Source organism: Parapedobacter tibetensis (genome assembly GCF_024704835.1).
Lineage (GTDB): Bacteria > Bacteroidota > Bacteroidia > Sphingobacteriales > Sphingobacteriaceae > Parapedobacter > Parapedobacter tibetensis.
This window is the reverse complement of the sequence record NZ_JAMXBE010000016.1, coordinates 44,806-67,521: the sequence shown is the minus strand read 5'-3', so window position 1 is coordinate 67,521 and position 22,716 is coordinate 44,806. Positions and strand designations below refer to the sequence as shown.

Sequence of the window (22,716 nt, the reverse complement as noted above, 5' to 3'; positions counted from 1 at the left end):
ATTTCCAAATTAGTCGAGAAACATCAATGCGCTGTCGTTGACTTCATACGATGCACTATTGAGTAGCCGATATACCTCCGCACCTGCCAAGATCACTGGCCCGTATCCATGCGCGGCGAATTTGTTCACCGGCCGGTAATAATAAAAAGCGGGGTCGAAACCCATGCCCGTTCCCACACAAGTGCCTTCCACCTGCCCGTTTTCATTAACCTTGGTGCTGACAGCGTTCCACGCTTGCAAGGCCATTGGCCCGTAAGCCTTTACATCGAGCCACCCCTGATTGATGCCGTGGGCAATGCAATAGGCGTAAATCGCTGTCGCGGACGTCTCCAGGTAGGTGTCGTTGCGATCGAGCAGCTGGTGCCAAAATCCAGTGCCATCCTGCAAGCGTGTTAAGCCCCGAACGTGTGCCCTGAACTGTTCCAATAGCTTCTCCCTCGCCGGGTGGGTCGCCGGCAACGCCGAGAGTATCTCCAGTTTCGTAAGCAACGCCCATCCGTTGGCACGCGCCCAGTGGAAATGCGGATGCGGCTCCATACCCTGCACCCATCCATGCATGTACAGTCCCCTTTCCGGGACGAACATCCGGTCGGCAAACAACCAGAACTGCGTGATGACCTCGTCAAAATAGCGCTGTTCGCCGGTCAGTTTACCCATCTGGGCTAACGCCGGCAAACTCATATAAAGGTCATCCAGCCAAAGTGTGTTAAGTAGCGGCCGATTACGCGCCAACGTACCGTCTTCGAGCCGGAATTCCCTGTGGAGGATGTAATCGATATAGTTCTCAATCAGCGGTGTAACCTCTTTCTGTATAGCGCCCGTTTGCAGCGCTTTGATGATTGCGGCGCACATCGCACCGGCATCGTCCAACGCACCCGGATGGGTAACCGAGTGTACGGCCGACCGGGAGAGTGCCCCCTCGCCGAGCGAAGCCTGGAAAGCCGAAACGACATCGGCAATGAAATCGATCCGTTTCTGCGTGTATTGGAGGTACCGGTTGTCGCCTATGGCTTCTGTTGCTGTAAGCATCGCACCGTATGTCACCCCCCATTCGTAGCTGATTAAGCGGAAATCACCCTGCTCGAACACCGTATTCGTATCCACAGCGCTCAAATCGTCCACAGGGTGTTGGCTGTTTTTGTCGACCAGCCGTGCAGGTGTCGTCTCATTAAGATAGGCATGCACCCGGTCTACCACCTCCTTCACGTTGTCTGGGGTTGTTTCACCGTAGGTTACCGGGTATTCAGGTTTCAGCAAATGGAGCGGGGTATTCGCGTCGTTAGTCACATCCTCCTCATCCTCCTTCGGGTTCATGCATGAAAAGAGCAGGCTCGCGGAGATCGCAAAGACGGCTATCTGTTGGAAAAAAAGTTTATACATAGTTTTACCTCGAAGGCATACAAGTGTTCGACACAAAGTTATGTGAGGCGGTGTTGACGTCGAGGTAAAAATCATCCAAATTCCATGTAAAAATATTTCATTTTGGCAATCGGAATGACTAGAAGGTCGCTTCGTTGATATCTTCGGGTCTGACATCGAGATACTTCTACTGAACGGCCGCTTTAAATTTAAATGCCCGCTCATCGCCCCCAGCCATACAGGCCAGGAGCGCCTTTTTGTCGGGCAAAACATGGATGGGCATTAATCTAATCCCCGCTTCTTCATCAGGTGTACCGGATTTGGATCGGTTCCCCGGAAGTTGCGATAAAGTACGGCAGGTTTTGCTGTTCCTCCGCGTTCGAGGATGTTCTTTCTAAACGAATCGGCCATGGTCTTGTCATAGAGACTGGTTTCCTTGAAAGCTGCAAACGCATCAGCATCCAGCACCTCAGACCAGATGTAACTGTAGTACCCCGCTGAGTATCCCCCTGAGAAAATATGCTGGAAATATGTGCTGCTATGCCGTGGGATGATTTCATCGATAAGCCCCGCTTTTTTCATGGATGCTGCCTCAAATTCACGGGCGTTTACTGTAATGGGGCTTGTGATCGTGTGGTAGTCAAAATCCAATAGTGATGATGCCAAATACTCCACGGTTGCGAAACCTTGGTCAAAGGTACCCGCGCTTTCTAGTTTGGCAATCAGTTCATCGGGTATGGCTTCGCCGGTTTGGTAATGCTTGGCGTACACTTTCAATACCGCTGGGTCTTCCGCCCAATTTTCCATCACCTGTGAAGGCAATTCAACAAAGTCCCTCGAAACCGACGTACCTGCCAAGCCACAATAAGTCACATTGGACAACAACCCATGCAGCGCATGCCCGAACTCATGAAACAATGTGGTGGTTTCATCGAATGTCAACAAAGCGGGCTTGTCGCCAAAGGGCTTGGTGAAATTGCATACATTGATAATCACCGGAGCCACACGTTGCCCATCTTCGGTGCTCTGGCTTCTAAATGAGCTCATCCATGCTCCGGGACGCTTGGATTCACGCGGAAAGTAATCGACATAAAACACGCCCAAATGGCTGCTATCGGCATCAAGCACTTCATATGCCGATACTTCCTCATGGTATACGGGCATATTTTCAAGAGCCTTGAACGTGATTCCATATAGCTTTGTCGCCACCTCGAAAGCTCCTTGCCTTACCTGATCCAAGCTGAAATAGGGTTTCAGTTCATCTTCGTTGAGCGAAAAGCGCTTCTGCCGGATTTTCTCTGCATAATATCGCCAATCATAAGGAGCCGGGTCAAAATCTCCTCCGGCCGCTTCGATTTCCTTTTTGATATCATAGGCTTCAATTTTGGCTTTGGCAATGGCTGGCTTCCATAGATCGTTCAGGAGTTTTTGCACATTGTCTGGATTTTCGGCCATTGCCTCCTCCAGCACGTAATGTGCATGTGTGGGGTAGCCCAATAGATTGGCTTTCTGCAAACGGAGATTCGCAATCTTGACCAGAGTCTCGCCGTTATCCCTGTCATTACCATTGCCTCCACGGTTTTTATAGGCCTCCCATACCTGTCTGCGCAAATCCCGGTTGTCTGCATATTGCAGGAAAGGCATCACGCTGGAGTTTGAAAGAGTAAACACCCATTTACCTTCATGCCCTTTATTTTTAGCGGTTTCAGCAGCAGCGGCAACCAGTCCGTCCGGCAATCCGGCCAGGTCTTCCTCCCGCTCGACAACCAATTCATAGGCGTTGGTTTCGGCCAATACATTTTGTCCAAACTCGGTGGTCAACACCGCCAGTTGTCCATTGATTTCGCGCAATGTTTCTTTGTCTGACTCGCTTAAATTGGCCCCATTGCGAACAAAACTCTTGTAGGTTTTTTCAAACAGCATGAGTTGTTCGTCGTTTAGGTTCAGATTTTCGCGGGCCTCCCATACAGCGTTGACCCGGGAAAACAATTGCGCATTAAGGGATATGTTATCGCTGTGAGCCGACAGTTTCGGTGCCAACTCTTTATCCAATGCTTGGATATCCCCATTGGTGTTTGCCGAATTGAGATTATAAAATACGGACGATACGCGCTTCAACAACTGCCCTGCATTGTCCAATGCTAAAATAGTGTCATCAAACGTGGCGCCTTCGGAATTGTTCGCGATGGAGTCGATCTCCGCTTCGTGTTGCTTGAGAGCTTCGTCAAACGCAGGGCTGAAGTGTTCATTTTTGATTTTGTCGAATGGCGGCACCCCGTATGGCGTATCGTATGCTGCCAATAATGGATTTTCGGTTTTTTGTTCACAAGACACCAATACGGTGGAAATAATCATGAATGATGGTAAGATTTGGTTAAACTTCATATAATGGAATGCTATATTTCGGAACCAAAGTTAAGAATAAGTTTTGTGTTGGTGTATGCGTTACTGCCTCACCAACTCCAACTTATTCAATTCTGCTGTGATAAATCCTAGCTCATCCGATGTAAGGCTAGCGTCAACGGCCCTAGCATCCTGCACAGCCTGTTGGGTATTACGTGCCCCTACCAACGTGATGGTAATACCCGGTTTTCTAGCATCAAGGAGGATCTTAAACATATAAGTGACAACATTTTGGCCGATAGACTAAAGCTACTTGAACAGCATAAACTCATCACACGGAATGATGATTTTAGTGAAGTGCCTATACGGGTAGAATACGTGCTCACCCCTACGGGCGATCAACTAAGTGACCTGCTGGATCAGCTTTGTAAATTTACGGAGAACCAAATTGTATTTCCCGGATAAACGAATATCCATGTTTCGCTTGCTATTAATTAAGCGCGGCTCTTACCACGCGAACCTCGTCAATGGAAATGGTATACGTTTGGTAAGGATGCCCAATGGAAGAAGCTATCAGCCATGCCCGAATACCAAAACAATGTATCCAGAAACGAACAAATTTTCTTATATCCTACAGCATATTCCGATTTTTAAACCGTTGGTTTAGGCTTCGATATGTTTGCTATTGGGGTGTGTTTTATTCCATAATATTTTATTTCCAAATACTGATGCCCCTAAATGAGTGAAGCATCAGTATTTGGTGACATGCTTACGCTGTATTACCTAGAGCCGTCTCATCTACAATGACGGCATCAGGCGCATTCTTCTTTACGGAAGCGATGCCGTTTTCCATTCCAGAAGTGGCGCTGTACATTTCACTCGTACCGATAATTTGGCCGTTACTGGCCTTCAAATTGAAGAAAGGGCTACCATTTTTAGCGGTTTTTCTTTCATAACGGCTGTCATCTGTTGCGTTTTTCTTGACCGATGCAACACCGTTTTCGCAAGCGGCTTTTGTTGTGTACCCCTCGCTGGTTAAAATCACTTCACCATTACCTGCCTTCAAAACAAACTGGAATTCTCCGTTCTTTCGGGTTTTAATCACAAATTTTCCCATAACAATCTGGTTTTTTTTATTAATACGTATGATTAGATAGATTCGAATATATAAAAACTTTTGTATATGCTGTATAAAATATTATCTAATAATCTTTTAATAACATAAATTTAAAACAGCTTCCTATACATTATGATGGATTCACCTTGGCCATTTATCAGCAAAATTCTTCCACGTGCTGCAATAATGAACGTAAAGCTTGGGATTTAGAAAGACGGTAAATTGTCGCCATTTAATGACACAAAAAAGGCTCCCAACCGGGGAGGTTGGAAGCCTTAACTAACCAATTATAAACCTAAATTATGAAGGTACAAATATAGCCCATGTGCATGGACAATCCATAATCATTAACGTTTTTTAACATAATGGCATCAAAATTCGTCCCGCATTTCTGCCCTTTCGTCCCATCCATGTGGCCATCAATCCCATAAAACTTAATATTGCACCGATGAATTTCAAAGGGATGTAACAACTTGGCTTCCAATTCATCTAAATTACCATAATCCACGCATAGATGAGACAGCTAACCCGTTTCTTTTGGTTTTGCAGCGGTGTACACCAGCAGACACTGGAAAAATACCCCGCCGAGCATAATAAGTACGTGGGTATTGGAGCTACTATATTCTTCACGGGGCTGTTTGCCGCCCTGTCTGGTGGTTATGCCTTATATTTTGTGTTCAGCGGCGGTGCTTTTGCCATCCTATACGCTGTCCTGTTTGGCATGCTGTGGGGGTTAGCCATTTTCAATATGGATCGCTATATCGTGTCAAGTATCAACAAAAATGCTTCGGGTGGCCGACAGCTACTACAAGCCACACCCCGCATACTCTTGGCCATACTCATTGGCATCGTCATTGCCCGGCCATTGGAGCTCAAAGTGTTTGACAAAGAAATCCGAGAGCAACTTCGGGTGACTTACCTGGATCTGCAACGTGCAAAGATAGACACGCTCAACAACGCTTTCGAAAGCAAATACCGCATTGAATTGAATAAGCTAACGGAGTTGAAGACCGAGCGGGATTCATTGGAATCGGCCATCAAAACCGACCGCATGAAGTTGAAACTGGAAACTTTTGGCGACAAGACTCCTGAAACCTCAGGTATTATCGGTTACGGCCCCTATGCCAAACAACGACAGGCGGACCTCGAGAAACAGGAGCAATACTTGGATACCCTGCGCGCATCCATTCAACGACAGGAAGCCTTCATTCAGCAGCGCAAACAATTTGATGGATTGTTGGATGAACAACTGCTGACAGGTGCCCAGCTCGACAGCGCTGTGAACATCGCCGGATTCGCTGACCGGAATGCAGCACTAGGCGACTTGAAATACCATGCAGATGGAAGCATACATACGGCAAATTATTGGTCCATCACCTTCATCATGCTGCTTTTTATCTTCTTTGAGTGTCTCCCAGTATTCGTGAAGCTGATGAGTGCGCGCGATGCCTATGACGTGGACCTCAAGGACAACCAATCCATAGCTATGCATCGCTCAGGAAAAGGCCGCGACGCGGAGATCGCCATTATTGACGGTATGCATGATACGTATGTGCAGGCAACCCTCGAAAAGCGCAAGGCTGAATTATGGTAGGATGAAAGCCTAAACCATTAATTCTCCTTTTGCTCATGTACCCGACATGGAACACCTCCTCCATTCATCCCACCTTCCCCCGGTTTCATCCCAATTTATTGTGCCAACCTAATTGATTGCCTAACATTGTAGCAAATCAATTGGACATGAAACTCAATCGCATCGAATCCATTTTGGCTACGGCCATTTTTATTTTCATTCTCATATTTATGTATAGTAATGGTATCCATCATGAAGGCAGACATACTGTTTTTGCCCTGATGGCTTATACTACGGTCATCTATGGGACTTTCATGGTATTCACTCAATGGATTTCACCAACGTTTTTCCAGCCCCGTAAAATCGAAGGTGGTATCGCCTTCACGCTGCTGCTTTTCTTCTTGGTTTGGCTGGGGCTCACCACCAGCATCTGGGTACGGGACTACCATCATTGGGGCGAGGGCCAGTTTGTTATTCACCTGAAGCGAGGTGAGTCGTTGGGGGGCGCATTGCTCGTGTTTCTACTCCTCTTTGCCTATGAAGGCATCAAGCGGCTGATCCGTTACCTGCAGCAAACCCAAAATACACTGGCTACACGTATCGCCAAAGAAAGCCTGGTGGTGCTGGGCGCGGGAGCGCTGATTGCTCCAATGCTTTTTGCAGTTAGTGGCTCACTCGCGGCATTCTGGGTGAGTGTGGTGCCGTATGTATATGTGATCTATGCCATGAATATGTATTGGTTGCTGCCACTTAAGGAGAAACGGAAGCATACGTTCCTACTGTATATCGCTATCGCCATCGGGATATCATTCGTTGCCTTCATTCCCTTCGGCCTGTTCTTCTTAAGTGTGATCCGGTCTGACGAAGAGGTATATTTTGTGATATGGATATGCATCAACCTGATTATGCTTCCACTGGCTAATTTTGTATACCAACGCCAACGGGAACGCATTACGCAATTGGTGAACCTCAAAATGGAGCTTGGGCAGACATCGGCCGATCTCAGTTTTCTGCGTTCGCAGATTAATCCCCATTTCCTGTTCAATATCCTGAATACCCTGTATGGTACCGCGCTTCAGGAAGATGCCGAACGTGCGGCTACCGGTATTCAGAAATTGGGCGACATGATGCGCTTTATGCTGCATGAAAACAACCAGGATAGCATTCTATTGGCGCGCGAGATTGACTATCTCCGCAACTACATTGACCTGCAGCTATTGCGCACCGCTACTACTACGGGTATCACCGTGGAGTGCGATATCAACGATGCATTGGAAGGTACGTACATCGCACCGATGCTGCTCATCCCCTTTGTGGAAAATGCGTTCAAGCACGGCATCAGCCTGCAGGAAAAATCGTGGATAAAAATCAGTTTGTACGAATCGGAAGGCAAGCTGTATTTCGATGTGCATAACAGCATCCATCGCAAGCCGAAATCCGATCCGGAGGGGCGCCACTCGGGCATTGGGCTGGAAAACGTGAAGCAGCGATTGGCGATGCTGTATCCCGATAGGCATGACCTGGTGATACGGGAAACTACGCAGGAATTTTTTGTGCATTTGACCGTAATATCCTAAGGAAAGATGAAAAGAATCATATTGAGCGTTGTTGCAGTGTACGGCTACTTATTTTCGTACGCGCAATTTGACCTGAAGGGACATATTAAAAACTTACCGATAGGGGAAACAGTGACCGTGAATGTGCCGTTTGTCTTTGGGTATTTCGAAGACGAGAACAAGCCATTGGTTGCAAGCAAGGATGGAAGCTTTGATATGATGTTGCCGCTGGATGAAGAAAAAATAGGCTATCTCCGATGGGGGGATTATGAGGCTTTCCTGTGGATGCGGCCAGGCGCCGGGTTGTCTGTTGAACTGGACGCCGCCAACGGCAGCATTACGTTCGGAGGCCCCATGGCCAATGCCAATAGGCTACTCCATGAGCTGGAATTGAACGCCAGCCCAGATTTTTATAGCGAAAAGAAGCGAGTTGACGTTAATGAGATGCAGGATAGTGTTATTCGGCCATATACAGTACAGCTAGCTGTAAAAGTGGAACAGATCGATGCTAGCCCGCTAAGTGCCCGTGAAAAAGAATTTCTGAAAGCCGAACTACATGACCATTTCTTGGCTTATCTTGATCTTTATGTGCGCACAGCGGACTGGCCTACTGAGGTATGGAGCGCTTTTGTCTTGGATATGATGAAAGGAGAGACGCCGCAGCCCCGATCGTACCTAAGGGGACCGATGTATTATGCCTTTATCGATACGTATTTGGGTTTTCTCGAAACGCGGGCGTTTGCTAACCGGGATAATCCGGCACGGTTTGCCGAGCTATTGGACTCGGTATATGGTGTAAGTAGCTTTGATAGCCTGGATGCGGTGTATGAACGGAATGGAGAGGCTTATATAGAATGGCTAGCTGTGAAACGTGCGTTTGATGCCCAGACCGCCGAGGAATACCTCGCCAAGCAAATTCAGGAGAACTATGAGGATGGCCACCTTTCCGAAGGGGAGTGTTTGCTGGATGAATTGCGCACGTCGTTCAGCAATAGCGTGTATCTGGAGGCGTTGACAAGCAAAAGGGCACGGTTGGCGGAACAACTAACGAAGCCCAATAATCAAATTGTGATTCCGGAGGACTACAGAACGTTTTCGAGCATCAACACGTTTGTACAGCAATTCCACGGGAAAGTGGTGTATTTGGACATCTGGGGAACGTGGTGTGGACCCTGCAAAATGGAGATGCGCCATGTACCACAACTCAAGGAGCGCTTCGAGGACAACGATGTAGTTTTCATCTACCTGGATATGGATGACGACAACAAGGACACCAAATGGCGCGAATACATCCAGGTGAACGGGATAACAGGAATCCACCTTCGCAAAAACAAGGTGGATATACAGGCCATATGGAGCGAATTGCTGCCCAATGACAAAAACCTGCATGGCCGCTATCCTAGTTATTTTTTATTTGATAAAAATGGTAATTTAGTGGACGAATCCGCTAAGCGGCCAAGTGAAAAAGAAATGTTGTATTCACAAATAAAAAAATACCTTAGACAGTGACCGCTATTGCCATAGACGACGAACCGATTGCGCTTGACGTGGTAAGCAGCCACGCGGCCAAGGTGCCCCTCTTGGATTTACAGGCGACCTTTACCAATGCATTCGAAGCGATGGATTACTTGCGGCAGCATCCGGTGGACCTGCTGTTTCTCGATATTAAGATGCCAGACATTTCAGGGATTGAGTTTTTTAGGAGTCTCAATAAAAAACCGCTTGTGATCTTTACTACCGCGTATTCCGAGCATGCGGTTGCAGGCTTCGAATTAGACGCTGTGGATTACCTGCTCAAACCCTTTTCGTTACCCCGCTTCCTCAAAGCGTGTAATAAAGCGCATGAATGGCTGCAACTACGCAATACAAATGACACGAAATCAGCATACATCTTTGTAAAGACCGGATACGAACAGGTGAAGTTATCCTATCAGGAGATTGACTACCTCGAAGCAACAGGCAATTATGTCAACTTCGTGCTGGGTGACCACCATATTCTTAGCCGGATGACGATCACGGAATGTGAAGCATTGCTTCCACCTGATAAATTCCTGCGCATCCACCGTTCGTTTATTGTCGCTTCAGCAAAGATAAATAAGATAGAACGCCATCAACTCACCGTCAATGGCAGCATACTACCCATAGGGGCCTCCTACATGCACGAAATTCGGCTTTTGACAGAAAAATAATCCCTGGACAGACAAGCCTCTATCATACAGCCACGAGCTAACTGTCCGTTTTCGAACACTTACTGCACGATATCGAACGCAAACCAGCAAAACACTAACACGCAATTTGCTTATTATCTTATAGTTATAATTTTGGCGCAAACTATGTACATCCTATGCCAAAAATAAAGCAACGAAATGTTCTATAGTATCCGTTATATAATTTGTTTGGGGGCGTTCCTTTCCTTAGTTGGCCAAATCGCTATTGCACAAGACACCTTAACCCTTGAACGTTGTATTGAATTGGCTCTTGAAAATAACCTAGATGTTCAGCAAAGCCGTATACGTTCCCAAAGTGAAGCCATCAACTTGCGGCAAACGAAGCATAACCTGCTTCCCACACTGGGAGCTGAATTGCGCCATAGCTATAGCCAAGGACGAACCATTAACCCTACCACTAATCAATACGTGGAGCAAAGTTTTACCTCCGGCAATCAAAGCCTCAACAGTTCACTGGTATTATTCGATGGGTTACGGATGTTCCGTAGCATTACCCAGCAGACATATGCCTACCGTGCTTCCCAATTGGAAGAACAGTTGATGAGGGAACGGATAGCACTTGGTGTCACATCAGCGTATATCCAAGCATTAACGGCCCGCGATATGGTATCCCAAATCGAAAATCAGGTGGAAGTGACACATGAGCAGGTTAAACGAAGTACAGTGCTCAACGAAGAAGGGGCCATTTCGCCGGGCGACTACTATGACCTCAAGGGGCAGTATGCAAGCGACCTCAACAATCTTAACGATGCAAGAAACACACTCAATGAGGCCCTAGTTAGCTTATTCAAGCTCTTGAATTTACCTTATGATGGGGCGACCTCACTAACCTCACTACAAGAACTGCCCCTATCGGAAGCCCAAGTAGCAGATGCCGACCAACTTTACCAAACAGCTTCAGATCGTTTGGGCATCATCAAGGCTGCCGATCATTGGAAAAAACAAGCGGAATTCGGACTTAAAGCTACACGTTCTTCTTATTTTCCCTCATTATCTATGGGGGCTGGATTATCTAGTAACTATTCACAAGACGGTCTAGGCACTTACTATGATCAAGTGCAGAACAACCTTGGTCGGTCGTTAGGTTTTACGCTTTCCATACCGATTTTATCAAGGCTTCAAGTACGGAATAATGTTGCTCAAGCCAAGCTTAACTTGTCAGACGCAGAGAATATTGCTCAGACACGCCGCAATGAGCTACAACAAACCACAAGCCAAGCGTTATTCAACTTAGACGCAGCAAAGGAGCGCTATAAAAATTTAGTGGAGCAGGTGGCACATTATACTGAATCGTTCCGGATAGCCGAAGTGCGCTTTAATACGGGAGACATCAACTCCGTGGAATTCCTCATTGCCAAGAACAAGATGGACAATGCCAATGCCAACCTGGTGATTGCCCGTTACCAATGGCACCTCCGGCAGCGCATCGTAGATTACTATAACGGGGAGATGATATTGGATGGCGAAAACTAATGAAAGGGATAAGCATGCTTGACTTGGATATCTACAAAAGTTCCCACCGGAAAAGCGTCCTTAGCGTGGTTGATTACCCTTACTTGCAAATGCCCATCCCCCACCAGTAGTTCCTCATAAAACCCTTTGAACCGCACGTCCAATACTTCAAATGGTGACGAAGGGTTTTCGTGCAAATCCATCCATTCGGGGTGGATGGCAATGTTAGCGCTGGCTTCGATACGCAGTTGCGTCGCCTCTTCCTGGCTTAGGATATTGCTTTTGGCAAGCAGTCTCGCCGTATAAGCATTAGGTGGTTGCCGATAAAGTACGGCAGGATTACCCGCCGCCATCAAATGCCCTTCCTTCAATACCAGCAATTTATCGGCCATGGATAACACTTCAGCAGGATCATGCGAAACCAGCACCACGGTAACGCCCGTTTCCCTTACGATATCTATAATGTCGCGTTGCAGCACTTCACGAAACGAAGCGTCTACTTGGTTGAAGGGTTCATCCATTAGCAGCACTTCCGGTTCGTTGACTAATGCCCTCGCTATAGCCACGCGTTGTTTCTCGCCTCCGCTCAGGTCCGCAATGCGCTGCTTATCAAGATGGGCCATACGCAGTCTTTTTAAGATCTGTGCAGTTTTGCTGTATTTGGCCTCCAAATCCGTATTAGACAATTGCGAGGCTACGTTGTCCCACACATTGGCATAGGTGTTGAGGTCATCGAAACCCTGCGATACCATCCGCATGGCATCATGTCCGGGAATGAGCTTTTCTTTTGGATTGGGCACTCGCCATCCCCGATATCGCACCTCGCCATCATCCGGCCCCAGCACCCCGTAAATCAAGCGAAGCAATGTACTTTTGCCACTCCCGCTTTCGCCGATGATGGCCGTAATTTGTCCTTCGCTAATACCAAATGACAACCCACTAATGGCTACAATTGGTTCCTTGCCATGGAAAGAACGACTCAGGTTTTTCCCATGAATCAAAGGGAGACCATCCTGATAGGTATCGTTTGGTAATGTACAAGAAGAGGCGCTCATGGGTTGTATAGCTGTTAAAAAAATCGAAATCATGCAGACGGCACGAAGTTAACAAAAATATAGGGGATAGTCCGGAAGTTGGGAAGTCTAAAGATCACCAGGACAGTTAGCAGCTAGATTTTAATCAAAAAGAGCTTCCCACAAGCACTTTCGTGGGTATGGGGATTCAGGAATCGTCCGGTCAACCGCGTAATTCGGAACGTTGGATGTTCATAGGATTCTGCCACCGGAATGCCTGCCTCACGAATGATGTTCAAGGTGCCTTCATGTGCCAGTATCCATGTGGTTTCACCCTGATCGACCCGCTCCTTCACCCCCTCTAGATCAATGGCAATAGGCAACGTTTCCATATAGAAATAAAAAGCAAATTCAATCATCTCCCATGTACCTCAACGCATCCTTATCCACTTTTGCTTCGTGCTCGAAAGCAAGTTCGCTCAATCCTTGATAACGGAGCAACTGGGGGTAGAAATTGGCCTTCAACAGGAAATAAAGGGCAGCACTGAATGCACCTCGCCGTCCTCATTTCCATTACGTTCTATATCATTGCAGCCTCTGTGTCACTCTGTGGAGCCTATTTTGTTTTTAACCCTCGTCCATTGGAGATTATTAAATTGCCGGACAGGAATGGAGATTAATGATGCTCAGTATGCTGCACTCCTTGCCCGGACTTGGCCAACTAAAACCCAAGCATCAGCCCAAAGGTAAAGTTCTGTAAACCTTCTTGATTCGGGCTATTTTCAAAGATATCATTAAAATAGTACTTGGCATAGATGCCGAATGCGCCCACTCCAAACCGGGCAAATGCACCGTACCGGAATTGGGTGAAATTATAATTATCCTTAAATTTCTGCTTGCCCAATTCTCCACTTTTGAACCGCTGTGTCCCTTTGAGTAGGAAGCCGCCTTCTGGGCCAAATGCAAATCGCAGGCGGCCGAGTCCGTTATAATATTTACTGCGCAATTCAAACGTAAGGGGCAACCGGAGGTAAGTGGATGTGAGGCGGTTTTTTGAATAATCCACCTCGGCGTGTTCCCAAGTCAGCGGAGTAGTGTTTTCGAGGAAATCAATGTTTTCTCGTAAGCGGATATAGGTCCAGTCAAAACCGCCTGACAGGAATATACGGAAGTTGTCATTGAAGCGATAGCCTGCCTGCAATAGGTCAAATCCGAAGTTGACCGTCTTGCCGGGGCGATACCTGAAATCTCGGTTATTGTCTGATAAGGAGAAGCTTCCATTATCCAGTAGCTTAGCCAATCCGAGGTCAATTCGCGAAAATGTGATGCCATAAATGGGATAGGATGTTTTAGGATGAGAAGTGGTTACTTTCACATGCTCTTTTCCATTGGTTTCATTTGAATCAAGCTTATAGGCCTTCTCTGATTTTTCAATAGTAATCATTCCCTCATCCTTGCCTGGTATGATGATACGTACTTTACGCTTCTCCCCAGTCTTTACGTCTTCCATGATGACGGTATCGGCAGGGAATCCTCCTCCCCTTCGAAGGCTGTCTATCCGTTTTTTCTCCTGTGCAGGCGCCATCAGAACGGTGGCGCAGCATAACACTGTAAGGCTAATAGATTTCATCTGTTTAAATTATTCGTTTGTGTTCGTCTTTAGCGGCACTCATGAGCGCTACGCTGAGTTACTAATGTATTGTATGTTTTTTCCTTCAATAAACCTATGAGGTTTTCTTTTCTTATTTTATTTTCTTCTTCTTGTTTTTGGCCAATCCAAAATTAAAGTCCAATTTCAGCGATCCTTCATTGTCATTGGAGAAGGTAACCAGCTTTTCCTCACGTTGGTCCACTGTACCTACCACATAATTCAGAATGTTGCTGAGACCAAAGGGTTGTTTCCCATCAGTTGAGGCTAACATCGTCTCCTCCTCATCCTCCAAGATTACCGGTGGTTTTATATCCGGCACATTAGCCACCACATTTTCCGAAACGATGGTTCCATCCTCGGGCTTATCTGAGGCAACGGCCCCTATCTTTCCTTCAGCAGGCTTCTCGGTTTCTAACACGTCCTTAGTAGTAACCCATTGAGAAGGATCCGTCTCGTTTGGCGATTCTTTCGCTACTTCACGCGTTTTCTCCACACCCCTGGTGTTCTCGTTTCTTTCAATCCTTGATCTTTTTTTGGCAAATAACCGCTTCAACCGTTCAACATCCAACGGGTCAACTGTTGTCGCTGGCTTTTCCTCCGGTATATATGTTGCGACTGGCTTCCTGCTATCTTCCTCCTGAATTACCGCCTTGCCTTGCAGGTAAGTTACTTCCAGTGGACGACTATACCAATAGGCCATGCCACACACCACAAGCAATGTAGCGGCCACAGCCAGCCACCACGTGGGCAACCGACGGCGTCCTCGGGCCATCGATACCATATGGTGCCCATCCTGCGCGTCCAACTGGGCCTCAATCTTATCCCATAAACCTGTGGGAACTTCCGGTTTAAAGTTTTCGAACTTATCGCGCATCTGGCGATCAAATCCCTTATCTTCATTTGGATTCATATGTGCCTCCTTTTATTTTTTCCTTGAGCCATGCCCTTGCCCTTGATAGTTGGGACTTGGATGCTCCTTCACTGATATGCAGTGCTTCTGCGATTTCTTTATGCGAATACCCTTCCAGGGCGTACATATTGAATACAATACGATAACCGGCTGGAAGTGTTTGGATAATCTGCAACAAATCTTCGCACTCCAATGCGTCCATGGCAAATGTTTGCATACCATCATGAGTCTCATCGATTTCCACTGCATGTCCGCCCCGCATGTTTTTACGATAAGCTGCTATCGCCGTATTCACCATGATTCTCCGGATCCATCCTTCGAACGATCCTTCTCCCCGATAGCTTTCAATATTGCCAAAGACCTTCATAAATCCCATTTGGAGCATATCTTCCGCCTCAAAGGTGTTGTTTGCATAACGCATACACACGCCCAGCATTTTGGATGCCAATGCACGATATAGCTTTTCCTGTGCCTGGCGGCTACCTTCCTTGCAGCCTTCGTACAAACTATCGATCGTAATCGTCTGTTCCAATTCTGGTGTGTTTATTAGTATGATGGCAATATTCGTAAAAAGGTTGCATGGGTGGTTGATTTTTTTGAAAAACAAAACCCCATAGGTTTCCCCGTGCGAAAGGCCACACGCAAAACCTATGAGGTTTAAAAGCTATCAGCGGATTACCAAAATCTTCCTGCTGCCATCCGGCAACACTTCTATCCGTATTGTGATCGCATCATCAGGCAACAATCCGGATATTTTCTCCGGCCATTCCACGAAACAGTACCTGCCAGAATAAAAATATTCCTCATAGCCCATATCATAGGCTTCCTGTTCAGAGGTTATGCGGTAAAAATCAAAGTGATAAACAGACCCTTCCAGCGATGTGTATTCATTCACGATGGAAAAGGTAGGACTCGCAGTGGCATCCATCACACCCAGTTGCTGGCAGATCGCCTTAATGAGCGTAGTTTTGCCTGCCCCCATCGCACCATAAAAGAGAAAAACGCGCTGCTCATTGGCAATAGCCAGCAATTGGTCAGCCGTTTCAGGCAGCGCCGCCAAACTTTCAACTTCAATGACCATCCCTGCAAAAATACAATTTTTACTATTTGGTGGTATACGTGGCAAACGGGATAATCACCTCTTCTAATGATATGCCACCATGTTGGAAAGTTTCATTGAAATAATTGACAAAGTGGTTGTAATTGTTGGGGTATACAAAATATGTGTCTTCTTTGGCAAAGATGAAACTGGAACTGACGTGGAGCTTAGGCAATGATGCATCATGCGGATTCTTCACATGGAAAACATCCTTGGCGATGTAATTGAGATTCTTGCCTTGCTTATAGCGCAGATTGGTATTGGTATTGCGGTCGCCGATGACTTTGCTGGCGTGCTTTACCCGGATGGTTCCATGATCGGTAGTGATAATCACCCGCACCCGTTTTTGCGCAAGCCATTTCAGCGCATCCAGCAACGGGGAATGTTCGAACCATGAAAGTGTAAGCGAGCGGTATGCGGCCTCATCATTGGCCAACTGACGGATCATGGCCATATCGGTACGCGCATGCGAAAGCATGTCTACAAAATTATATACCAGCACATTGAGGTCGTTACCCATAAGGTTACTCAAATTTTCTGCCACATCCCGCCCCTGTTCAAGCGTTAAAATTTTATGGTAAGAATACTTGCATTCCTTACGCATAGTTCGCTTAATGTGGTCGGCAAGGAACTCTTCCTCATGCAAATTTTTTCCCCCTTCGTCCTCATCATTCTGCCATAGGTTAGGGAATCTCTTCTCCATTTCCAAAGGCATCACCCCACTGAATATCGAATTGCGGGCATATTGAGTTGCAGTAGGTAGTATGCTATAGTAACTTTCCTCTTCTTCAAGCCTGAAATAATTAGTGATTACCTCATTAATCACACGCCATTGGTCATAACGTAAGTTGTCAATGACGAAAAAGAACGTGGGCCTGTTATCTTGTAACGTCGGGAACACCTTCTTGCGCATCAATTGATGCGACATGATGGGGCCTTTCTCCGGTTCATTGATCCATTTGAGGTAATTTTTTTCCACAAACTTGGAAAACTGCATATTGGCTTCGGCCTTTTGCAGGGTAAGCACCTCATGCATGCCGGCATCCTCAAGCTTTTCAAGTGATATCTCCCAATAAATCAGCTTTTTATAAACATCCGCCCACTGCTCATGGTCCAAATTATCATTAAGGATCATGCCCAAATTCCTGAAATCCTGTTGGTAAGCCATAGAAGTCTTTTCGCTAACCAACCGTTTGTTTTCTGTCAGTTTCTTGATGGTAAGCAAGATTTGTTTTGGGTTAACGGGCTTGATGAGGTAATCGTCTATTTTTGAGCCGATAGCATCTTCCATCAGGTGTTCTTCTTCATTCTTGGTTACCAATACCATCGGCACAGCAGGGTTGATGTTTTTCAACTCGGAGAGCGTTTCCAATCCAGTGAGTCCCGGCATGTTTTCATCCAAAAACACCAAATCATAGAACCCCGTTTTAAATGCATCTACCGCATCATTGCCATTGGTCACCGTTTTCACATCATAGCCTTTCTCATTGAGTAGCATAATGTGTGGTTTCAGCAAATCGATCTCATCATCCGCCCATAGTATTTTCGTTTCTTGCATCCTTTATCCCGTTCTTTCTAATTTTTATTTATTGTGTTTGACGTAAGCTGATGGTATACATGGTATCAAAATCCACGTAGCTTTGTCGTAATAGGCACGAACTTAGTGAAAAGTTTAGCCAAACTGTTATTTTTAACAAAAATTAACAGGCTTGTCCCTTATCTTTGCAACATTGGTAAACCTATCGGAGCTCATGTTGCTCAGGCTGTTTATCAGCAGAAAAAATAACGTTGAACAAGAAAAAAATAATAAACGATCCAGTTTATGGATTTATCTCCATTCCTTCCGGTTTTATTTTTGACCTGATACAACACCCCTATTTCCAACGGTTACGTTATATCAAGCAGGTGAGCATGACCCATTTGGTTTACCCCGGTGCGTTGCATACTCGCTTTCAGCATGCGTTGGGCGCTATGCACCTCATGTCATTGGCCATAGAAACCCTACGCAGCAAAGCCATTACCATTACACCGGAGGAGGAAGAAGCCGTGTTATCAGCTATTTTGCTGCACGATATTGGCCATGGCCCTTTTTCGCATTCACTGGAGCAAACCTTGGTCGAAGGAGTTTCTCATGAGCTGCTATCAGCGCTCATGATGGATGAGCTCAATCTTACATTCGGTGGCAGATTGGATTTGGCCATCACCATTTTTAATAACCGTTATCCAAAAAAATTCTTGCATCAATTGGTTTCCGGTCAACTTGACATCGATCGGATGGATTATCTCAGTCGCGATAGCTTTTTTACAGGGGTATCTGAAGGGGTCATCAGCTTCGACCGCATCATTAAAATGCTCAACGTCATTGACAACGAGCTCGTTGTGGAACAAAAGGGCATTTACTCCGTTGAGAAATTCTTGATTGCCAGGCGACTGATGTATTGGCAGGTGTACCTGCACAAGACTGTACTCAGCGCCGAACAAATGTTGCTTAAGATACTCCAACGTGCTAAGGAACTGTATGAAAATGGAACTTCTCTTTTTGCAGCTCCATCCTTGGAACATTTTTTGCGCAATAAGATTACCCGGGAAAATTTCACGGAAGATGTGTCACATTTAGTGCATTTTTCTCGTTTGGATGACACGGATATTTTGTCTGCTGTAAAGACTTGGGCACATCATTCCGATGATATTTTAAGCATGCTTTGTTCAAGGCTTATGGCAAGGGCACTATACCATACCGAGTTATTTGGTACAGCTCCAAAGGAAGGGCAAGTAGATGATTTGAAAAACAGGGCTGTAACATTCTTCGGAATCGATGCCTCTAAGGTGGATTATTATGTATGGACGCAATCGATTGAGAACAGTGCATACGAACCAAATGCCAGTAATATCAAAATTTTAATGAAAGATGACAGCATACAGGATATTGCAGAAGCGTCTGATTTGTCCAATCTGGAGACGTTGTCAAAAAAAGTCCAAAAATTTGCTGTTTCCTTTCCGAAAGAGCTATTGACGGTGTCATGATCATTCAATTGATTGATAGCCAGTAATAGAATTTGTTTATACTATTTTAACTTATACATTTGCAGATGCAATTTTCCGCACGTCAAATCGCAACACTTGTAAAGGGAACTCTTGAGGGAGATCCTGATGTGATCGTGGAACAATTGGCCAAAATCGAAGAAGCATCAAGTGGTTGTTTATCCTTTTTATCCAACCCAAAATATGAGCAGTACTTGTATACGACAAAGGCTTCTGTGGTGATTGTCAATGAAGACTTAAAGGTGGATAAGCCCGTTCAATGTACCATCATCCGTGCAAAAAATGCGTATTCAGCATTCTCGACACTATTGGAAATGTACAACAAGATGCGTTTGGATAAAACGGGCATAGAAGAGCCTTCCTTTATTCATCCGACTGCGAAAATTGGCAAAGACGTCTATATTGGTGCTTTCACTTATATCGATAAGGGTGTGGTCATTGGCGACCATTGCAAAGTGTATCCCCATGTATATATTGGTGATAATGTTAAAATAGGAAACAACACGACGCTTTTTGCTGGTGTGTCTGTTTATTTTGATTGTGTCATTGGTGAACGGGTCATTGTGCATTCAGGAACGGTCATCGGCAGTGATGGTTTTGGCTTTGCTCCTCAGGAAGATGGGACATACAATAAAATCAGCCAAATTGGCAACGTCATACTCGAAGACAACGTAGAGATTGGCGCCAATAGCGTAATAGACCGGGCTACAATGGGCTCTACCATTATTCGCAAAGGAGTGAAACTCGACAACCTTATCCAAGTAGCACACAATGTGGAGATTGGCAAAAATACGGTCATTGCTGCCCAGTCGGGCATTTCCGGCAGCACCAAAATTGGCGACAACGCTATTGTAGGAGGCCAAGTGGGGATCGTAGGCCATATCAACATCGCCAACGGCAGTAAGATACAGGCCCAGTCGGGCATCAATCGATCCATCGTTGAAGAAGGCAAAAAATGGTCGGGAAGCCCCGCCACTCCGTATAATGCGCAGATGCGCTCACAGGTCATCTATTCGCGGTTGCCGGAACTGGAACGCCGCCTTGAGGAATTAGAGCAATTATTATTAACCAAAGAAGAAACGAAATAAAAAAACAAGCGCTTTAAATCCGATATCGGACGAGCCAAATAACAACGATGAACGTAAAACAACGAACGATCAAATCGGAAATTACCATCTCGGGCGTGGGCCTACATACTGGCAAGCCCGTAACCATGACCCTGAAACCTGCACCTGAACACCACTGGTTTAAATTCAGACGCGTCGACCTTGAAAACCACCCCACTATCTTAGTGGATGCCGATAATGTTTCGGATACTTCGCGAGGAACCACCATTTCTCAAAACGGAGCAAGTGTAAGCACCATCGAACACTTAATGGCGGCGTTGGTAGGCTTGCAGATAGACAATGTACTCATCGATATCGATGGGCCTGAAGTACCCATTATGGATGGCAGCTCGGCACCTTTTGTGAAGGCATTGGAACAGGCTGGCTATACGGATCAAACGGCAGACCGCGATTATTATGAGATCCCCCATAACATTCACCATACGGAGCCGGAAAGGAAAGTAGAGATGGTAGCCATGCCATTGGATGGATACCGCTTCACTTGCATGATAGATTTCAATTCACCCGTATTGGGCAGCCAGCATGCATCCATCAGTGGCATTGATGAGTTTTCGCGTGATGTATCTTCTTCACGTACATTTTGCTTCCTCCATGAATTGGAGATGTTGTTGCAAAATGACCTCATCAAAGGGGGCGACCTCAATAATGCCATCGTGGTGGTAGATAAGGAAGTAAGCAAGGAGGAATTGCGAAACCTCGCCAAATTATTCAATCGCGAAGATATAGATGTAGCCAAGGAGGGAATATTAGACAATATCGAGCTCCGCTACCAAAATGAGCCTGCACGCCATAAACTGCTAGACATGATAGGTGATCTTGCTTTGGTGGGCCGCCCCATTAAAGGCCATATCATGGCCGCAAGACCGGGCCATGCTGCCAATGTGGCGTTTGCCAAAAAAATAAAGGCGCACATTAGAAAGGAAAGGAAGGAAAAGGGCCGTAAATATGCAAAGCTGTATGATCCCAATATGCCTCCTTTGTATGACACCATCCAGATCATGAAAATCCTGCCGCATAGGCAGCCGTTCCTGATGGTCGACAAGATCTTAGAATTGACTAAGACACACGTGGTGGGATTAAAAAATGTGACGATGAACGAAGATTTGTTCATGGGTCATTTTCCGGGCGCACCCGTTTTTCCTGGTGTATTGCAAATTGAAGCCATGGCCCAAACGGGTGGGATATTGGTGCTTAGCACCGTGCCGGATCCCGAGAATTACCTGACACTCTTCCTAAAAATAGAGAATGCCCGCTTTAAGGCGCAGGTAAATCCGGGGGATACGATTATATTCCGATGTGACTTGTTGGAACCAATCCGTAGAGGCATCGCACAGATGAAAGGCATAGGCATGGTTGGCGAGAAGGTGGTCGTTGAAGCCGAGCTGATGGCACAAATTGTAAAAGTAAAAGAGGGGCAAGCATCATGATACAGCCATTAGCTTATATACATCCACAGGCCAAAATTGCAGGAAATGTGGTTATTGAGCCATTTGTAACCATCCATAAGGACGTCGTCATCGACGAAGGCACTTGGATTGGCTCCAATGTGACCATCATGGACGGGGCTCGTATAGGCAAGAATTGTCGCATATTTCCCGGTGCTGTCATCTCAGCCATTCCCCAAGACCTCAAATTTGACGGAGAGGAAACTGTTGTGGAAATTGGAGATAACACGACAATCAGGGAATGCGTTACCGTAAACAGAGGCACCAAGGATAAATGGAAGACTGTGATTGGCAAAAACTGCCTCATCCAAGCCTACAGCCACATCGCCCATGATTGCATTGTGGGCAATAATTGTATTTTCTCGAATAGTAGTACACTAGCTGGCCATATCACCGTGGGAGATTACGTCGTATTGGCAGGTATGGTGGCCGTTCATCAATTCTGTCATGTTGGCTCGCACGCTTTTATTGCAGGAGGATCTTTGGTCCGTAAGGATGTTCCCCCTTTCGTAAAAGCCGCACGTGAACCTTTGTCTTATGTTGGCATCAATTCCGTGGGTTTGCGAAGAAGAGGATTTTCTTCTAGCCAGATTAATGAGATACAGGATATATACCGCGTACTATTTGTCAAAAACAACAACCTCACTAAGGCATTGGACATTATCGAAGCTGAATATAAACCTACGGAAATACGCGACGAGATACTTGATTTCGTACGGAATTCCAATAGGGGTGTGATGAAAGGATTTGGCCAAAACAAGGGTGTACTTTAATTATGTCCGAAGGTAGCTAATAAACCAT

Annotated in this window: 21 protein-coding genes; 10 read left to right on the top strand and 11 right to left on the bottom strand. The window is 46.0% G+C overall.

The annotated features are described in order from the left end of the window. Nucleotides 1-9: 9 nt before the first annotated feature. From NF543_RS20995 to NF543_RS20985, 3 genes are all read right to left on the bottom strand, one after another. Nucleotides 10-1,380 (bottom strand): glycoside hydrolase family 88/105 protein, encoded by a 1,371-nt coding sequence (locus NF543_RS20995; protein ID WP_257670162.1) that lies wholly within the window; start codon nt 1,378-1,380, stop codon nt 10-12. A 261-nt stretch (nt 1,381-1,641) separates the two neighbouring features. Next, entirely contained in the window at nt 1,642-3,744 is a 2,103-nt protein-coding gene (locus tag NF543_RS20990; protein ID WP_257670161.1) for a M3 family metallopeptidase, read from the bottom strand. Between the two features lie 60 nt (nt 3,745-3,804). Further along, nucleotides 3,805-3,978 carry a hypothetical protein gene (locus NF543_RS20985; RefSeq protein WP_257670206.1) on the bottom strand — a complete coding sequence of 58 codons (174 nt, stop codon included), beginning with the start codon at nt 3,976-3,978 and terminating at the stop codon, nt 3,805-3,807. Between NF543_RS20985 and NF543_RS20980 the strand changes: the two genes are divergently transcribed. After that, nucleotides 3,907-4,167, top strand: a complete 261-nt coding sequence (locus tag NF543_RS20980; RefSeq protein WP_257670160.1) for a winged helix-turn-helix transcriptional regulator — start codon at nt 3,907-3,909, stop codon at nt 4,165-4,167. The two genes, NF543_RS20985 and NF543_RS20980, sit on opposite strands and share 72 nt — an antisense overlap. A gap of 304 nt (nt 4,168-4,471) precedes the next feature. Here NF543_RS20980 and NF543_RS20975 read toward each other — a convergent pair whose 3' ends face one another. Then, complete coding sequence (locus tag NF543_RS20975; protein WP_257670159.1) at nt 4,472-4,819, bottom strand: YegP family protein; 348 nt, start codon at nt 4,817-4,819, stop codon at nt 4,472-4,474. Nucleotides 4,820-5,333: 514 nt separating this feature from the next. On the opposite strand from NF543_RS20975, the gene NF543_RS20970 reads away from it, so the two are divergent. From NF543_RS20970 to NF543_RS20950, 5 genes are all read left to right on the top strand, one after another. Beyond that, nucleotides 5,334-6,413 (top strand): DUF4407 domain-containing protein, encoded by a 1,080-nt coding sequence (locus NF543_RS20970; protein ID WP_257670158.1) that lies wholly within the window; start codon nt 5,334-5,336, stop codon nt 6,411-6,413. 146 nt (nt 6,414-6,559) lie between these two features. Continuing rightward, on the top strand, nt 6,560-7,969 hold the full coding sequence (locus NF543_RS20965) for a sensor histidine kinase (protein WP_257670157.1): 1,410 nt from the start codon (nt 6,560-6,562) through the stop codon (nt 7,967-7,969). 6 nt (nt 7,970-7,975) lie between these two features. Then, complete coding sequence (locus NF543_RS20960; protein WP_257670156.1) at nt 7,976-9,457, top strand: TlpA family protein disulfide reductase; 1,482 nt, start codon at nt 7,976-7,978, stop codon at nt 9,455-9,457. Further along, a complete protein-coding gene (locus NF543_RS20955) occupies nt 9,454-10,137 on the top strand; it encodes a LytR/AlgR family response regulator transcription factor (RefSeq protein ID WP_257670155.1) in 684 nt (227 codons plus the stop codon). Before NF543_RS20960 ends, NF543_RS20955 begins: the two co-directional genes overlap by 4 nt. Nucleotides 10,138-10,314: 177 nt before the next feature. Then, entirely contained in the window at nt 10,315-11,649 is a 1,335-nt protein-coding gene (locus NF543_RS20950; protein WP_257670154.1) for a TolC family protein, read from the top strand. On the opposite strand, the gene NF543_RS20945 is transcribed toward NF543_RS20950, so the two are convergent. The 7 genes from NF543_RS20945 to porX all read right to left on the bottom strand — a co-directional run bounded on the left by NF543_RS20945 (nt 11,646) and on the right by porX (nt 17,859). Continuing rightward, a complete protein-coding gene (locus NF543_RS20945) occupies nt 11,646-12,716 on the bottom strand; it encodes an ABC transporter ATP-binding protein (RefSeq protein ID WP_257670153.1) in 1,071 nt (356 codons plus the stop codon). The two genes, NF543_RS20950 and NF543_RS20945, sit on opposite strands and share 4 nt — an antisense overlap. Nucleotides 12,717-12,796: 80 nt before the next feature. Then, nucleotides 12,797-13,060: a hypothetical protein gene (locus NF543_RS20940; RefSeq protein WP_257670152.1), complete on the bottom strand. Its 264-nt coding sequence runs from the start codon at nt 13,058-13,060 to the stop codon at nt 12,797-12,799. 302 nt (nt 13,061-13,362) lie between these two features. After that, nucleotides 13,363-14,271 (bottom strand): outer membrane beta-barrel protein, encoded by a 909-nt coding sequence (locus NF543_RS20935; RefSeq protein WP_257670151.1) that lies wholly within the window; start codon nt 14,269-14,271, stop codon nt 13,363-13,365. A gap of 112 nt (nt 14,272-14,383) precedes the next feature. Next, nucleotides 14,384-15,202, bottom strand: a complete 819-nt coding sequence (locus NF543_RS20930) for a hypothetical protein (protein WP_257670150.1) — start codon at nt 15,200-15,202, stop codon at nt 14,384-14,386. Continuing rightward, entirely contained in the window at nt 15,189-15,734 is a 546-nt protein-coding gene (locus NF543_RS20925; RefSeq protein ID WP_257670149.1) for an RNA polymerase sigma factor, read from the bottom strand. The genes NF543_RS20930 and NF543_RS20925 overlap by 14 nt, the downstream gene beginning before the upstream one ends. A gap of 135 nt (nt 15,735-15,869) precedes the next feature. Next, nucleotides 15,870-16,283: a tRNA (adenosine(37)-N6)-threonylcarbamoyltransferase complex ATPase subunit type 1 TsaE gene (gene tsaE / locus NF543_RS20920; RefSeq protein ID WP_257670148.1), complete on the bottom strand. Its 414-nt coding sequence runs from the start codon at nt 16,281-16,283 to the stop codon at nt 15,870-15,872. Between the two features lie 22 nt (nt 16,284-16,305). Then, the gene (gene porX / locus NF543_RS20915; protein ID WP_257670147.1) at nt 16,306-17,859 is read right to left on the bottom strand and encodes a T9SS response regulator signal transducer PorX; all 1,554 of its coding nucleotides are present in this window, start codon (nt 17,857-17,859) and stop codon (nt 16,306-16,308) included. A gap of 230 nt (nt 17,860-18,089) precedes the next feature. On the opposite strand from porX, the gene NF543_RS20910 reads away from it, so the two are divergent. The 4 genes from NF543_RS20910 to lpxA all read left to right on the top strand — a co-directional run bounded on the left by NF543_RS20910 (nt 18,090) and on the right by lpxA (nt 22,688). After that, nucleotides 18,090-19,325: an HD domain-containing protein gene (locus NF543_RS20910; RefSeq protein ID WP_257670146.1), complete on the top strand. Its 1,236-nt coding sequence runs from the start codon at nt 18,090-18,092 to the stop codon at nt 19,323-19,325. A gap of 65 nt (nt 19,326-19,390) precedes the next feature. Further along, nucleotides 19,391-20,431 carry a UDP-3-O-(3-hydroxymyristoyl)glucosamine N-acyltransferase gene (lpxD, locus tag NF543_RS20905; RefSeq protein ID WP_257670145.1) on the top strand — a complete coding sequence of 347 codons (1,041 nt, stop codon included), beginning with the start codon at nt 19,391-19,393 and terminating at the stop codon, nt 20,429-20,431. Nucleotides 20,432-20,478: 47 nt separating this feature from the next. Then, on the top strand, nt 20,479-21,897 hold the full coding sequence (locus NF543_RS20900) for a bifunctional UDP-3-O-[3-hydroxymyristoyl] N-acetylglucosamine deacetylase/3-hydroxyacyl-ACP dehydratase (RefSeq protein ID WP_257670144.1): 1,419 nt from the start codon (nt 20,479-20,481) through the stop codon (nt 21,895-21,897). Then, complete coding sequence (gene lpxA / locus NF543_RS20895) at nt 21,894-22,688, top strand: acyl-ACP--UDP-N-acetylglucosamine O-acyltransferase (RefSeq protein ID WP_257670143.1); 795 nt, start codon at nt 21,894-21,896, stop codon at nt 22,686-22,688. Before NF543_RS20900 ends, lpxA begins: the two co-directional genes overlap by 4 nt. Nucleotides 22,689-22,716 lie beyond the last annotated feature (28 nt).

Excerpts from the sequence above, each read along its gene's own strand:
- NF543_RS20995 (WP_257670162.1), bottom strand. The coding sequence starts at position 1,380 with ATGTATAAACTTTTTTTCCAACAGATAGCCGTCTTTGCGATCTCCGCG.
- NF543_RS20990 (WP_257670161.1), bottom strand. The coding sequence starts at position 3,744 with ATGAAGTTTAACCAAATCTTACCATCATTCATGATTATTTCCACCGTA.
- NF543_RS20985 (WP_257670206.1), bottom strand. The coding sequence starts at position 3,978 with ATGTTTAAGATCCTCCTTGATGCTAGAAAACCGGGTATTACCATCACG.
- NF543_RS20975 (WP_257670159.1), bottom strand. The coding sequence starts at position 4,819 with ATGGGAAAATTTGTGATTAAAACCCGAAAGAACGGAGAATTCCAGTTT.
- NF543_RS20970 (WP_257670158.1), top strand. The coding sequence starts at position 5,334 with ATGAGACAGCTAACCCGTTTCTTTTGGTTTTGCAGCGGTGTACACCAG.
- NF543_RS20965 (WP_257670157.1), top strand. The coding sequence starts at position 6,560 with ATGAAACTCAATCGCATCGAATCCATTTTGGCTACGGCCATTTTTATT.
- NF543_RS20960 (WP_257670156.1), top strand. The coding sequence starts at position 7,976 with ATGAAAAGAATCATATTGAGCGTTGTTGCAGTGTACGGCTACTTATTT.
- NF543_RS20950 (WP_257670154.1), top strand. The coding sequence starts at position 10,315 with ATGTTCTATAGTATCCGTTATATAATTTGTTTGGGGGCGTTCCTTTCC.
- NF543_RS20945 (WP_257670153.1), bottom strand. The coding sequence starts at position 12,716 with ATGATTTCGATTTTTTTAACAGCTATACAACCCATGAGCGCCTCTTCT.
- NF543_RS20940 (WP_257670152.1), bottom strand. The coding sequence starts at position 13,060 with ATGATTGAATTTGCTTTTTATTTCTATATGGAAACGTTGCCTATTGCC.
- NF543_RS20935 (WP_257670151.1), bottom strand. The coding sequence starts at position 14,271 with ATGAAATCTATTAGCCTTACAGTGTTATGCTGCGCCACCGTTCTGATG.
- NF543_RS20930 (WP_257670150.1), bottom strand. The coding sequence starts at position 15,202 with ATGAATCCAAATGAAGATAAGGGATTTGATCGCCAGATGCGCGATAAG.
- tsaE (WP_257670148.1), bottom strand. The coding sequence starts at position 16,283 with ATGGTCATTGAAGTTGAAAGTTTGGCGGCGCTGCCTGAAACGGCTGAC.
- porX (WP_257670147.1), bottom strand. The coding sequence starts at position 17,859 with ATGCAAGAAACGAAAATACTATGGGCGGATGATGAGATCGATTTGCTG.
- lpxD (WP_257670145.1), top strand. The coding sequence starts at position 19,391 with ATGCAATTTTCCGCACGTCAAATCGCAACACTTGTAAAGGGAACTCTT.
- NF543_RS20900 (WP_257670144.1), top strand. The coding sequence starts at position 20,479 with ATGAACGTAAAACAACGAACGATCAAATCGGAAATTACCATCTCGGGC.
- lpxA (WP_257670143.1), top strand. The coding sequence starts at position 21,894 with ATGATACAGCCATTAGCTTATATACATCCACAGGCCAAAATTGCAGGA.